Genomic DNA, 11,940 nt, shown 5'->3' on the forward strand with positions numbered 1-11,940 from the left:
CGACGTTACTCGTCGGCGAGGAAGTCGGGTTCGGGGCGCTTCTCGTCAGACTCGGCTTCGAGGTGGGCGCGGAACGCTTCGACGGTCACGTCTTGCGTCTCGCGTTCTTTGCGGTCGCGGACGGAGATGGTTCCTGCCTCCTCCTCGTTGCCGCCGACGACGATCATGTACGGCACGCGGTCCGTCTGGGCTTCCCGAATCTTCCGGCCGAGCGTCCACGAGCGGTCCTCGATGGTGACGCGGAAGTCGTCTAAGTCTTCCTTGATGGACTCGGCGTAGTCGAGTTGGTCGTCCGAAATCGGGAGGATACGGACCTGCTCGGGGGCGAGCCAGAACGGGAACTTGCCGTTGTAGTGCTCGATGAGGACCATGAAGAAGCGCTCGAACGACCCGTAGAGCGCGCGGTGAATCATCACCGGGCGGTGTTCGTCGTTGTCTTCGCCCGTGTAGGAGAGTTCGAAGCGCTCGGGCATGTTGAAGTCGAGTTGGACCGTCGGACCGTCCCACTTTCGACCGAGGGCGTCTTCGAACGCGAAGTCGATTTTCGGGCCGTAGAAGGCACCGTCGCCCTCCTCGACGAAGTAGTCCATCTCCGTCTCTTCGAGGACGGATTCGAGTTGGGACTCGGCTTGCTCCCAAATCTCGTCGGAGCCGACGGACTTCTCGGGGCGCGTGGCGAGGGCGACCTCGTAGTCGAGGTCGAACGTCTCCAGCACTTCGAGGATGATTTCCATGATGTCCTGGACCTCGGCCTCGATTTGGTCGGGGCGGGCGAAGACGTGGCCGTCGTCGATGGTAAAGGCCCAGACGCGCGAGAGACCGGAGAGTTCGCCGCGCTGTTCTTTGCGGTAGACCTTCCCGTTCTCGGCGTATCGGACGGGGAGGTCGCGGTAACTCCAGCTCCCTTGCTTGAAGATGGTCGCGTGACCCGGGCAGTTCATCGGCTTCAGGCCGTACTCCTCGTCGTTCACGTCGAGGAGGAACATGTCGTCAACGTAGTTGTCGTAGTGGCCCGACTGCTTCCAGAGTTCCGTCCGGAACAGGTGCGGCGTCTCGACGTAGTCGTAGCCGAAGTCCTTGTTCAGGTCGCGGCCGTACGTTTCGAGCGCGTGCAGGACCTTCTTCCCGTTCGGGTGGTAGAGCGGCAGCCCCGGTCCCGTGACGCTCGGAATCGAGAACAGGTCGAGTTCCTGTCCGAGTTTGCGGTGGTCGCGCTCGGCGGCCTCGGCGCGCATGTCGAGGAACTCCTCTAACTCGCTTTCGGACTCGAAGGCCGTCCCGTAGACGCGCGTCAGCGTGTCGTTCTCCTCGTCGCCGCGCCAGTAGGCCGCGGAGATGTTGAGGAGTTTGACCGCGCCGATGTCGCCGGTCGATTCGACGTGCGGACCCTTACAGAGGTCCTCGAACTCGCCTTGCTGGTAGAACGAGAGTTCGTCGTCGCCGGCGGCCTCGGTCTCCAGAATCTCACGTTTGTACTCGTTGTCGGCGTACTTGTCGAGGGCTTCCTCTCGGGAGACGAGCGTGCGCTCGATATCGAGGTCCTCGTCGATGATGGCGCGCATCTCGTCTTCGATTTCCTCTAAGTCCTCCTGTTCGAGTTCGACGTCCGTCACGTCGTAGTAGAACCCGTCGTCCGTCCACGGGCCGATGGTCAGTTTCGCCTCGGGGTGGAGACGCTGGAGTGCCTGTGCGAAGACGTGGGCCGCCGAGTGCCGAAGCACGTCGAGATACTCGTCCGACTGGTCGGTGACGATGACGAGATTCGCCTCGTCGTAGAGCGGCGTCTCCTTGTCCACGAGGTCGCCGTCAACGACGCCCGCAACGGTGTCTTTCCCAAGACCGGGACCGATTGCGAACGCCGCATCTCGCACCGTCGCACCCTCCTCGACGGACAACTCCGTTCCGTCGGGGAGGATGACAGCGATTTCACTCATACGCGCACGAAACCGACGGGGGAGAATAAGTGTTGTTGAGACGAGCGACGTTCACGCCCGCTCGTGGCCGTTTTCGTGCGGCGTGCTAGCTTTTCGAGTCTGGATGTGTAGACCCAAACTACCAATTGGGTGGCACCCCACCCCCGACGTATGAGATTCTCCCGACAGAGCGGTGTCTTCATGCACCTCACTTCGCTGCCCGGCCCGCACGGTATCGGAGACCTCGGCGACGGCGCTCGCGCTTTCGTCGATTTCCTCGTCGATGCCGACCAGTCGATGTGGCAGTTCTGCCCGCTCGGTCCTACTTCGCCCGCGCACGCGAACTCCCCCTACCAATCGTCCTCGTCGTTCGCCGGCAACCCGCTGTTGGTTGACCTCACCGACCTCGAAGCGCGCGGCTGGCTGACCGAAGACGACCTCGAACCCGTCCCCGACTTCGACGACCACTCGGTCGAGTACCACCGCGTCGGCGAGTACAAGCGCTCGCGCCTTCGAACCGCGTTCGACCGGTTTCGGGACTCGGCAACCGACGACGAGCGCGCCGCCTTCGACGACTTCTGCGAGCGCGAATCCTCGTGGCTCGAAGACTACGCCCTCTTCGCCTCCCTCAAAGAGGAGTACGAACAGGCGTGGATCGACTGGCCGCAGGAACTCAAGGTCCGCGACGAGGACGCCCTCGCGCGCGTCCGCGAGAAGTACGCCGACGAGATTCGCTACCGCGAGTTCGCCCAGTTCTGTTTCGACCTCCAGTGGCACGACCTCGCCGACTACGCCGACGAACGGGGTATCACGCTCGTCGGCGACCTGCCCATCTACGTCGCCCTCGACAGCGCCGACGTGTGGGCCGCCCCGGAAGCCTTCGACCTGAACGACGAGCACGAACCCGCCGTCGTCGCTGGCGTCCCGCCGAACCCGCACGACGATGGCCAGCGATGGGGCAACCCCCTCTACGACTGGGACTACCTCCACGAGAACGGCTACGAGTGGTGGATGGACCGCCTCCGACGCCTGTTCGACCTCGTTGACGTGACTCGCATCGACCACTTCAAGGGGTTCGACTCGTACTGGGCCATCGACGCCGCTTCCGACAGCCCTGCGGACGGCGAGTGGCGCGACGCACCCGGCTACGACTTCTTCGAAACCGTCCAGCGGCGACTCGGTGACCTCCCCTTCATCGTCGAGGACCTCGGCTTCCTCGACCCGTCGCTGGTGGACCTCCGTGACAACTTCGCCTTCCCCGGCATGCGCGTCCCCCAGTACGCCAACTGGTGCCAAGAGGGCGATATGTACCAACCGATGCACTACCCCGAGAACACCGTCGCCTACACCTCGACCCACGACACTGACACCTTCGTCGGCTACTACGGGTCGCTCCCCGACGACCAGCGCGACTGCCTTCACTACAACATCGGCGCGGACGGGTCGGAGATTCAGTGGTCCATCATCGACGCCGTCTGGAACTCCGCGGCGGTGCTCGCGTTCACGACGATGCAGGATATACTCGGTCTCGATTCGCACGCCCGCTTCAACACGCCGGGCACGCAGAACGGCAACTGGGAGTGGCGCGTCACCGCCGAGGGACTCGACGGCGACGTGGCCCAGCGGCTCGCGGGCTACACGGACCTCCACATCCGAAACTAATCGGAATCTAATTCCGAAACTACCCGGATTCCGCTCTGTTGAAATCCTCAGTCACTGAGGTTTTGTTGAGACCGTGCTGATTACAGGGCGCGTTTGTTGCAGACACACATCTTGAATCCACGAGACAGACCTCTGTATTTTATCCTTCGCCAGTTTCGGCCATCGGGACTCGAAATAAATGGATTTTCATAGCTTTCACTAGCTACACTCTTACCGCTGGAGACAGTACTTTCACTCAACGATGTCGATCGATCGGGAAACCTTCGAGAACACGAGCGAAGACGAACTCACAGATCTGTCTGTTCCAGATCAAGTCCTTGGGTTTCTTGCCGCTCACGACGACCGGGCATTTCAGGCTCGTGAGATCGCATCACAGACAGACCTCGATGAGGGTGCAGTAAGCACTGCACTGACTCGGTTAAAGCAACGCGAACTCGTCGAACACAAGGCGACGTACTGGGCCGCGACGACCGATGAAGATCGGCTTCGTTCGTACAGTGGATACGAACGAGCGACAGCACTCTTCAACGAACGACTGGAAACCGAAGACAAGGACGAGTGGCGGGAGCACGCACCGAAAGAAGACCATCCAAGTCTGAGGGACGAGGAGTGACGGACGAAGAGAAAGCGCCGACGTACGCACCCGGAGATGTTGTCTACGGTGACGACCCGTTCAAAGGCGACGAGGACGCGCGTCCGTGGCTCGTCATCTCGAATCACGAAGGACAACCATTCCATGGCGACCAGTACATTTCGGTAACGTTGACGACGAAGACGTGGCACGAGGAGTTTATCGAGATTCCTGACACGGGCTGGCTTCGTGGTGGAACTCCCGACGAGAGCTGTATCGTCCCGTGGGGCGTCCAGTCACTCGGAAGCGGAGACATCGACTACTGGCAAGGGACGCTCAACGACGCACTTGTCGAGGACGCAATTCAGTCGTTGATTGACTATCTCAAATAGCACTCATCCGATAACGGCGACACGGTGTGCTGAATAGAGAACGCGAGTCGGTCAATGCCCCTCAAACTTCGACTTTTCCTTCACGAATAGTTCCGTCTTCGTTTATTTCCAACATATAACCCTCATACCACGCGATGGACCTTCTCCAAGCACGGGTGTCATTGACATATATCTCTACTGTCCTCGTTTCCCTCGCCGGAAAATGACCACTCAAATCAATGTCTTCGGTATTGTTCGCGGAGTAACTCTCATTGAATACTTTTCCCTTAGATGGGTTAAAAATCACAACAGAGAAGTTTCCAGGGTAGTCATCCTCGATAATCAGTTTATTCATCGGGGGCTTCATCTCGGGTTCAGTGACTTCGGTTTCAGTGTCGTCTCTCCCTCGATTCTGTGGAGAGCCAAGACACCCACTGCTAATCACCAGAAGCAGCAAAAGCAGTGACAAAAGTATCTCACGCATTACAAATCAACGACCGACTATGTAAGATATATGTCTTCTGGGTAGTGAAGAGGTGATGCATACACCCTCTGTATGTGTCACGCGAGTTCTGTCAATCTCTAAGGAATTCAACAGAGCCCCGGAATTCAATTTTCACCGCGCCATCGGTGGTTATCTCCGATGCCAGCGTACGCTCAGCTATGTCCACAGAGAGAGACACGGCACGGACGGGACCGCACGAAATCGACGTTCGACCGGAAGAACGACTGTTGTCGCCGCTCGAATCGCTCGTCCGCGCGGATGCGCGAACGGTGTATGGAGCGCCCGTCAGCGTCGGCGAGAAGACGGTCATCCCAGTCGCGCGCGTCGCCTTCGGTCTCGGCATGGGCGGTGGCTCCGGCGGCGACGTAGACGACGAGAACGCAGGCGAAGGGTTCGGCGGTGGCGGCGGTGCGCGCGCCACGCCGATAGGTATCGTCGAGGTGACGCCCGAGGAGACGAAATTCGTCAGATTCGGCGAGTCGCGCCGACTGGCGGGGGTGCTCGCGCTCGGTGTCGGTCTCGGACTCGCAATCGGGCGCTTGCTCCGTCGCTGACCGCGCTCGTCACTTCCGTGTGAGAACACCTTTTTCACTCGCCCTCACGACGGCGACGGTATGTCTCGTCGTCTGGGTCTCGTTGCGTTTTCGGCTGGGATTCTCGCGGCCGTCCTCAGCGGACTCGTTCGCGCCACGCTTCCGCTCGCACCGTTGGAACTCCCGATAGCCGACGCCGACTTGCTGGTCGCAAAAGGACTCTCGGCGCTCGCTATCGCGCTCGTCACCTACGGCGTCTACCGGTTCATCATGGCGGTGTTCATCACTCGTATCGCCGACCGTCGCCGGGCGCACGACATCCGCAACATCTTACGGCTGTTGCTCGGTCTCGTCGCTCTCGTCGGCGTCCTCGGGGCGTTCACCGAACAGTGGCTCGGCGTCCTCGTCTCCTTCGGCGTCATCGGGTTCGCCATCACGTTCGCCCTCCAGCAACCGATTCTCTCGCTCATCGGGTGGGTGTACATCGTCATCAAACGCCCGTTCGCCGTGGGTGACCGAATCAGCGTCTCCGGATTCTCGGGCGACGTGGCCGAAGTCGATTTCCTCGTGACGACGCTCTGGGAGTCCGGCGGCGACCTCACCTCGAACCAGTCGTCCGGGCGAACGGTGACCGTGCCGAACTCGCTCGTCCTCTCGTCGGAAATCGTCAACCACGGCGCGCTGTTCAACCGCGTCTGGGCCGAAGTCCCCGTCCAAGTCGCCTACGAGACCGACCTCGAATTCACGCGAGAACTCCTGCTCGACGTCGCGGAAGACGAAGTCGGGTCCGACATGCGCGCGGCCATCGCGCGCTATCGCTCGCAACTCGCGGACTCGCCCCTCGAACTCACCGTCTCCAACGGCCCGACGGTCAACATCGCCCAAGAAGAGTCGTGGGTCGTCCTTCGCCTCCGCGTGCTCGTCCCGCCGACCGGCGGCCAGCAGGTGAAAAACCGGCTCTACGAACGCGTGCTGACCGAACTCGCCAAACACCCCGACCGCGTGAGTTTCCCGATCGGCCGGAACCGCTGAGCGTCGTGTCCACTCGGCGCTGTCGTGAACGCTCGATACAGAAGCCTCGATACAGAAGCACACGACGACGCCGTCGCTCGGTCAGCGGGGTGAAGCCCAGGAAGAATTACGGGGTAACTCGGGAGGTTGCAGAGGCACAAACAATCACAACCAGGTAATTCCCGGACTTCGTTCAGGATTACGATAGTCACTAATAAAAATCTTGAGTTCTCCACATTCCCGGGACTGTCGCGTTCGCCATCGAAACCCGCAAATCCCCTCCGCCCAACCTCGAATCGATGGAGACGGGTGTCATCGACCTCGCCGAACTCGACGGCGACTTCGACTTGCAATCGACGTTGGAGAGCGGCCAGTCGTACCTCTGGGGTCGCCTCGACGGCCAGATGTACGACCGAGACGGTGCGTTCGGCGGCGATGCGTGGTACCAGACGGTCGTCCCGCCGCTCGACGGCGTCTCGGACGAGTCCGCCGTCGTTCGCGCTCGACAGGTCGATGGTGGACTCGAATGGGCGTCGAACACCGACGCCGTTCCGATACTTCGCTCGCTGCTTCGTCTCGACGACGACCTCGATGCGGTCGTCGAGGCGATGCCCGACGAGCCACTGGTTGCGCGCGCCTACGAGGCGTATCCGGGGATGCGAATCGTCCGCGACCCACCCTTCGGCTGTCTCGTCTCGTTCATCTGTTCGGCACAGATGCGCGTCTCGCGTATCTTCGATATGCAAGAGCGACTCCGTGAGGCCTACGGTGAGAAAGTGGAGTTCGACGGTGAGACGTATCGCGCCTACCCGACACCCGAGCGACTCGCCGAGGCGACCGAAGACGACCTGCGCGACCTGCGCCTCGGATACCGTGCGCCCTACGTCCAGCGGACGGCCGAGATGGTCGCCTCCGGTGAGGCGACACCGGCGGGGGCGAGGGGACTCGACTACGAGGAGGCGCGCGACTACTTGACGACGTTCGTCGGCGTCGGCGACAAGGTGGCCGACTGCGTCCTCTTGTTCTCGCTCGACTATCTCGAGGCCGTCCCGCTCGATACGTGGATTCACACCGCAATCGACGAGTACTACCCCGAGTGCGACCGGGGCAACTACCGAGAGACTTCACGGGCGATTCGTGAGCGACTCGGAGGCGATATTGCCGGCTACACACAAACGTACGTTTTCCATTATCTCCGTTCTGGCGGGGAGTAGAGCCATTTATTCGCCGTTTCGTGTATGAATGCGGCAAGAAGGTTGATACGCCTCGCGGCACAACCATTCGGTGGATATGGACTGCAGAGTCGTTGTGGAGGCCGCGGTCCCTGTGTACGATGTCGAGACGGAGGACGAGGCGATTCGTATCGCTATCTCCAAGACGGGAGAGATGCTGAATCCCGACCTCAACTACGTCGAAATCAGGATGGGGACCCGCGTCACACCCGGCGGTGAGGAGTTGCTTCCCGCGTTCATCGCGGCCGACGAAGCGCTCGTCGCCCTCGAATTGGAGATGACTGTGTTCAACGTCGAACAAGAAGAGCACGCCACTCGAATCGCCCGAAAAGAGATTGGCCAACGACTCGAACACATTCCGCTCAAACTGCTCTCCGTAACACGAATCGAAGACGAATCAGGCGACGAAAACGGTCCCGAGTTCGGTGACTACGCAGAAGACGCGTAGCTCACCACACCTGTCGCTCGGACGATTTTTCACGTTTAGACGTTCTTGAGCGTCGTTCTTGAGCGTCGTCACTCACCAGGGAGGATGACTGAGAGAACTGATTCTCTACCGGCGATTCAGTCAGCTTGGGCTGCAACTGGCTCTGGCTCTGCTTCGCGCATAGATCCAGTGATTCCCTTTGCCAGTTTAAAAACAGCTGCTTTGTGATCGGTCTTCGATTTGTGGATAGATGTTGGCCGTACACCGAGAGAATTGTACTCGGTCAGTTCAACTTCTTTGTCTTCCCACTCCTCGATCTGTCCGTGTACTTCTGCAAGTAGTCCGTGCAGGTGGATGAGCTCCTGCTTTTTCATGAGCAAACAAGCGTTGAGAACGGAGGGATATAGTATTATCTTGAGTCACGTTAGCATGCAACCCGCTTAAACGCCCGATTATCGGGGTCTGACGGCAAATTAATTGTTCGAAATGCTTCAATTCTTCTCCGATTGTCGGCAAAAAATGTGCAATTAGCTTCCCAACTACTGACCACTTTATAGTGGTATGTAGTTCCTAACCGTCGCGCGCGCTCGGCGCGCACGCTATCGTCCGTGACTATTTTATCTCCAGTAGAGCCTTGTAACTCGTATGGATTACTCCGAACACCTCGACAGGGCCATGACCGAAACGCCAGACGAACACGCGAGTGGCGGGCGGTTTTCTGTCCCTGACCCGGTCGTTCGGCGCGAAGGCAACGTCACTGTCTACGAAAACTTCGCGGAGACTCACGACCGACTGGCGCGTGATGCCTCGCACCTCCTGAGCTATTTACAGTCGGAGTTTGCGACCAGCGCCTCTATCGACGAGACGGGACGCGCCCGCTTCACGGGTGCGTTCAAGCAACCGCGTGTCGCCGAAGCACTCGACGGCTACGTCGAGACGTTCGTTCGGTGCAATGAGTGCGACTCCCCGGATACGCGTCTCGTAACCGAACAGGGAACGACGAGGCTCAAGTGCGACGCGTGCGGGGCGCTCTCGGCGATTCCTGACGTCTAAAAAACCGAGTTCGCACGGCGCAGTTACTCGAACTGCTTGAGCGTCTGCAAGTCGCGTTCGGTTCGCATGAACTCGGCAGTACGACGTGTGGCACCGCAGGCTTGACACGAGAAGTTATCGCGGTGCGCCGGGAGTTCGTTTGGAGTCGTCTCCCAGTCTTTTCCACATTCGGGACATAAGAGTCGGACGAACGCTTCGACCATGCACTCATTTCTCTCGGCGACCCGATAAATCTTGTTACGGGTTCGCACGCTTCAAAAAACGGTATGGCCCACCACGGCCACCACCTATTACGCGAGTCTGCCTTCGTCCTGCACGTCGAGAAGCTCTTTGTAGCGGTTTCGAATCGTCACTTCGGAGATGTCGGCGACTTTCGAGACCTGACTCTGTGTGACCTTCTCGTTGGTGAGCAGGGCCGCGGCGTAGACGGCGGCGGCCGCGAGACCGACCGGCGACTTGCCGGAGTGGACGCCCGTGTCCCTCGCATCGCGGAGGAGCGTGCGGGCCTGTCGCTCTGCTTCGTCCGAAAGCCCGAGTTCGGAGGCGAAGCGTGGAACGTACTGTTCCGGGTCCGCCGGCTTGATTTCGAGCTTCAGTTCGCGGACGATGTAGCGGTACGTCCGGGTGAGTTCCATCTTATCGACGCGGGAGACTTTCTCCAACTCGTCGAGCGAGCGCGGCGTTCCGACCATGCGGGCGGCGGCGTACAGTGACGCTGTTGCGACGCCCTCGATGGAACGACCTGGGAGTAGGTCGTCGTTGAGCGCGCGACGGTAGATGACCGAGGCCGTCTCGCGGACGTTCTCGGGCAGGCCGAGTGCCGAGGCCATGCGGTCGATTTCGCCGAGTGCCTGCTTCAGGTTGCGCTCTTTCGAGTCGCGGGTGCGGAAGCGCTCGTTCCACGTGCGGAGGCGTTGCATCTGCTCGCGCTGCCGGGGCGAGAGCGTCTTCCCGTAGGCGTCTTTGTTCTGCCAGCCGATGTTGGTCGATAGCCCCTTGTCGTGCATCATCTTCGTCGTCGGTGCGCCGACGCGGGACTTGCTGTCTCGTTCTGCCGAGTCGAACGCACGCCACTCCGGGCCGCGGTCAACGACGGTGTCTTCGACGACGAGACCGCACTCTCGACAGACGGTTTCGCCGTGCTCGGTGTCGTGGATTAACGTTCCGCTGCACTCCGGACAGACCTCCTGTTCCTGTTCGTTCGGTTGTTCTCGCTCCGAGCGCCGAGCGCGTCGCTCACGGGCCGTCGCGTCTCTGCTGTACGTTTTGGTGGTTGTGGTGGTATCGCTCATTATGGGTGTGACACGGACCCGTCTCAACCGTGGGTGAGAGAAGAAAAAGGGAAAGTCCCGGTTGGTGGTCCTTACCAACAGTAAGTTCGAAAAGTATTTAAGTATTTTGCCAAATCTCACCCGATTAATCGAGAGATAGCGACTTCATGTCGGGGCACTGGTGGCAAAATACTAAAATTACAACAAAACTTGACGGTTTATATCTCTTTCGTCGGTTCACAGCCAGCCTTCACGTCGGAAGTAGACGAGTAAAATACCAGTGACCGCGGCCATCCCGACCATCGTGGCGGGGTACCCGAACTCCCACCCGAGTTCCGGCATGTTGTACGCCGATGCGCCGGGGTCGAAGTTCATCCCGTAGATGCCGACGACGAGCGTCAACGGGAGGATGATAGTCGCCACGACGGTGAGCGTCTTCATCACCTCGTTCGTCGATTGGGAGAGGGTGTTGAGGTACATGTCTCGCGCTCCGCGTGCGAGGTCACGGTACGTCTCGGTGAGGTCCACCAACTCGACGAGGTGGTCGTACACGTCTCGGTAGTACTTCTCGGTCGATTCGCGGACGTAGTCGGGGTCGCCGCGCGCGAGCACGGAGACCGCCTCTCTGGTCGGCCAGACGGTCTTTCGGAACGACAGCAGGTCGCGTCGAACCGCGTTGAGGTCCTGTAGCACGTCTTTGTCGGGACTCTCGAAGATTCCTTCCTCGATGGTCTCGATTTCGTCGCCGACCTCGTCCAACAGTTCGAAGTAGTTGTCCACGATGCGGTCGATGACGCGGGACGCGGTGAAATCCGGGCCGAACCTGAGTATTCGCGGGTCCTTTCGCTCGACCGCTCCCCACACGCTGTTCACGGCCGGGATGTCCCGCCGCGTGAGCGTCACCACCCAATCGTCGCCGAAGCAAAACCCGACCGGACGGGTTCCGACCTCTTCCTCGAAGTTCTGGTCGCCCTTTCGGAGCATCGCCGTTCGGACGAGCACGAACGTGTACTCGTCGTACTCTTCGGTCTTCGGTCGAACGTCGTTTCGAACGTCTTCGAGCGAGAGCGGATGGATGCCGAACGCGTCGGCGACGGCCGCGAAGTCCCCCTCGTCCGTCGCTCGAACCCACGTCGTCCCTGACGCGTCACGCGCGGCATCCAGGGCATCGGTCTCGTACTGCGTTATCTCACCTTCTCGATAGACAAGCGCGGATATCACGACGATTCACCTCCGACGGCCCACAGCGTGAGACCCACCATGAGTGCCGTCACGGTGAACGCGCGACCGGGATACGCGACGGTAACGGCGAGTGCGTAGCCAACCGCGCCGAGAACCGTAACGAGAACACCGGCGGTCCGGACGGGAGTCATGCCCTCACGGACCCGTGG

At 60.3% G+C, this 11,940-nt stretch carries 15 protein-coding genes; 8 read left to right on the plus strand and 7 right to left on the minus strand.

Going from position 1 to position 11,940, the window contains the following annotated elements:
* Positions 1-5: 5 nt before the first annotated feature.
* Positions 6-1,934: a threonine--tRNA ligase gene (gene thrS, locus ACFQJC_RS07695; RefSeq protein ID WP_390222737.1), complete on the minus strand. Its 1,929-nt coding sequence runs from the start codon at positions 1,932-1,934 to the stop codon at positions 6-8.
* 150 nt (positions 1,935-2,084) lie between these two features.
* On the opposite strand from thrS, the gene malQ reads away from it, so the two are divergent.
* The 3 genes from malQ (at position 2,085) to ACFQJC_RS07710 (ending at position 4,538) form a co-directional block, all read left to right on the plus strand.
* Positions 2,085-3,575, plus strand: coding sequence for a 4-alpha-glucanotransferase (gene malQ / locus ACFQJC_RS07700; RefSeq protein WP_390222738.1), 1,491 nt, complete (start codon positions 2,085-2,087; stop codon positions 3,573-3,575).
* A 241-nt stretch (positions 3,576-3,816) separates the two neighbouring features.
* A complete protein-coding gene (locus tag ACFQJC_RS07705; RefSeq protein ID WP_390222739.1) occupies positions 3,817-4,188 on the plus strand; it encodes a MarR family transcriptional regulator in 372 nt (123 codons plus the stop codon).
* The gene (locus ACFQJC_RS07710; RefSeq protein WP_390222740.1) at positions 4,185-4,538 is read left to right on the plus strand and encodes a type II toxin-antitoxin system PemK/MazF family toxin; all 354 of its coding nucleotides are present in this window, start codon (positions 4,185-4,187) and stop codon (positions 4,536-4,538) included. Before ACFQJC_RS07705 ends, ACFQJC_RS07710 begins: the two co-directional genes overlap by 4 nt.
* Positions 4,539-4,599: 61 nt before the next feature.
* Here ACFQJC_RS07710 and ACFQJC_RS07715 read toward each other — a convergent pair whose 3' ends face one another.
* Complete coding sequence (locus tag ACFQJC_RS07715) at positions 4,600-5,001, minus strand: hypothetical protein (protein WP_390222741.1); 402 nt, start codon at positions 4,999-5,001, stop codon at positions 4,600-4,602.
* A gap of 179 nt (positions 5,002-5,180) precedes the next feature.
* Here ACFQJC_RS07715 and ACFQJC_RS07720 point away from each other — a divergent pair, with 179 nt between their 5' ends.
* The 4 genes from ACFQJC_RS07720 (at position 5,181) to ACFQJC_RS07735 (ending at position 8,246) form a co-directional block, all read left to right on the plus strand.
* Positions 5,181-5,576 (plus strand): spore germination protein GerW family protein, encoded by a 396-nt coding sequence (locus tag ACFQJC_RS07720; RefSeq protein ID WP_390222742.1) that lies wholly within the window; start codon positions 5,181-5,183, stop codon positions 5,574-5,576.
* Between the two features lie 60 nt (positions 5,577-5,636).
* Complete coding sequence (locus ACFQJC_RS07725; protein WP_390222743.1) at positions 5,637-6,587, plus strand: mechanosensitive ion channel family protein; 951 nt, start codon at positions 5,637-5,639, stop codon at positions 6,585-6,587.
* Between the two features lie 278 nt (positions 6,588-6,865).
* Positions 6,866-7,780, plus strand: a complete 915-nt coding sequence (locus ACFQJC_RS07730) for a DNA-3-methyladenine glycosylase family protein (RefSeq protein WP_390222744.1) — start codon at positions 6,866-6,868, stop codon at positions 7,778-7,780.
* A 76-nt stretch (positions 7,781-7,856) separates the two neighbouring features.
* The gene (locus tag ACFQJC_RS07735; RefSeq protein WP_390222745.1) at positions 7,857-8,246 is read left to right on the plus strand and encodes a DUF555 domain-containing protein; all 390 of its coding nucleotides are present in this window, start codon (positions 7,857-7,859) and stop codon (positions 8,244-8,246) included.
* A gap of 116 nt (positions 8,247-8,362) precedes the next feature.
* Here ACFQJC_RS07735 and ACFQJC_RS07740 read toward each other — a convergent pair whose 3' ends face one another.
* On the minus strand, positions 8,363-8,599 hold the full coding sequence (locus tag ACFQJC_RS07740) for a UPF0058 family protein (RefSeq protein WP_390222746.1): 237 nt from the start codon (positions 8,597-8,599) through the stop codon (positions 8,363-8,365).
* Between the two features lie 271 nt (positions 8,600-8,870).
* Between ACFQJC_RS07740 and ACFQJC_RS07745 the strand changes: the two genes are divergently transcribed.
* Positions 8,871-9,278, plus strand: coding sequence for a translation initiation factor IF-2 subunit beta (locus ACFQJC_RS07745; protein ID WP_390222747.1), 408 nt, complete (start codon positions 8,871-8,873; stop codon positions 9,276-9,278).
* Between the two features lie 23 nt (positions 9,279-9,301).
* On the opposite strand, the gene ACFQJC_RS07750 is transcribed toward ACFQJC_RS07745, so the two are convergent.
* The 4 genes from ACFQJC_RS07750 to ACFQJC_RS07765 form a co-directional block, all read right to left on the minus strand.
* Positions 9,302-9,481 carry a DUF7836 family putative zinc-binding protein gene (locus ACFQJC_RS07750; protein ID WP_390222748.1) on the minus strand — a complete coding sequence of 60 codons (180 nt, stop codon included), beginning with the start codon at positions 9,479-9,481 and terminating at the stop codon, positions 9,302-9,304.
* An 87-nt stretch (positions 9,482-9,568) separates the two neighbouring features.
* Positions 9,569-10,570, minus strand: coding sequence for a transcription initiation factor IIB (locus ACFQJC_RS07755; RefSeq protein WP_390222749.1), 1,002 nt, complete (start codon positions 10,568-10,570; stop codon positions 9,569-9,571).
* A gap of 216 nt (positions 10,571-10,786) precedes the next feature.
* Positions 10,787-11,770: a magnesium/cobalt transporter CorA gene (gene corA, locus ACFQJC_RS07760; RefSeq protein ID WP_390222750.1), complete on the minus strand. Its 984-nt coding sequence runs from the start codon at positions 11,768-11,770 to the stop codon at positions 10,787-10,789.
* Positions 11,767-11,922, minus strand: coding sequence for a hypothetical protein (locus tag ACFQJC_RS07765; RefSeq protein WP_390222751.1), 156 nt, complete (start codon positions 11,920-11,922; stop codon positions 11,767-11,769). Before ACFQJC_RS07765 ends, corA begins: the two co-directional genes overlap by 4 nt.
* Positions 11,923-11,940 lie beyond the last annotated feature (18 nt).

Origin of the sequence: Haloferax namakaokahaiae, from assembly GCF_042663225.1 — an archaeon.
Taxonomy (GTDB): domain Archaea; phylum Halobacteriota; class Halobacteria; order Halobacteriales; family Haloferacaceae; genus Haloferax; species Haloferax namakaokahaiae.

Bases quoted from the DNA above. Each gene is read 5' to 3' on its own strand.
- thrS (WP_390222737.1), bottom strand. From the start codon at position 1,934: ATGAGTGAAATCGCTGTCATCCTCCCCGACGGAACGGAGTTGTCCGTC.
- malQ (WP_390222738.1), top strand. From the start codon at position 2,085: ATGAGATTCTCCCGACAGAGCGGTGTCTTCATGCACCTCACTTCGCTG.
- ACFQJC_RS07705 (WP_390222739.1), top strand. From the start codon at position 3,817: ATGTCGATCGATCGGGAAACCTTCGAGAACACGAGCGAAGACGAACTC.
- ACFQJC_RS07715 (WP_390222741.1), bottom strand. From the start codon at position 5,001: ATGCGTGAGATACTTTTGTCACTGCTTTTGCTGCTTCTGGTGATTAGC.
- ACFQJC_RS07720 (WP_390222742.1), top strand. From the start codon at position 5,181: ATGTCCACAGAGAGAGACACGGCACGGACGGGACCGCACGAAATCGAC.
- ACFQJC_RS07725 (WP_390222743.1), top strand. From the start codon at position 5,637: ATGTCTCGTCGTCTGGGTCTCGTTGCGTTTTCGGCTGGGATTCTCGCG.
- ACFQJC_RS07730 (WP_390222744.1), top strand. From the start codon at position 6,866: ATGGAGACGGGTGTCATCGACCTCGCCGAACTCGACGGCGACTTCGAC.
- ACFQJC_RS07735 (WP_390222745.1), top strand. From the start codon at position 7,857: ATGGACTGCAGAGTCGTTGTGGAGGCCGCGGTCCCTGTGTACGATGTC.
- ACFQJC_RS07740 (WP_390222746.1), bottom strand. From the start codon at position 8,599: ATGAAAAAGCAGGAGCTCATCCACCTGCACGGACTACTTGCAGAAGTA.
- ACFQJC_RS07745 (WP_390222747.1), top strand. From the start codon at position 8,871: ATGGATTACTCCGAACACCTCGACAGGGCCATGACCGAAACGCCAGAC.
- ACFQJC_RS07750 (WP_390222748.1), bottom strand. From the start codon at position 9,481: ATGGTCGAAGCGTTCGTCCGACTCTTATGTCCCGAATGTGGAAAAGAC.
- ACFQJC_RS07755 (WP_390222749.1), bottom strand. From the start codon at position 10,570: ATGAGCGATACCACCACAACCACCAAAACGTACAGCAGAGACGCGACG.
- ACFQJC_RS07765 (WP_390222751.1), bottom strand. From the start codon at position 11,922: ATGACTCCCGTCCGGACCGCCGGTGTTCTCGTTACGGTTCTCGGCGCG.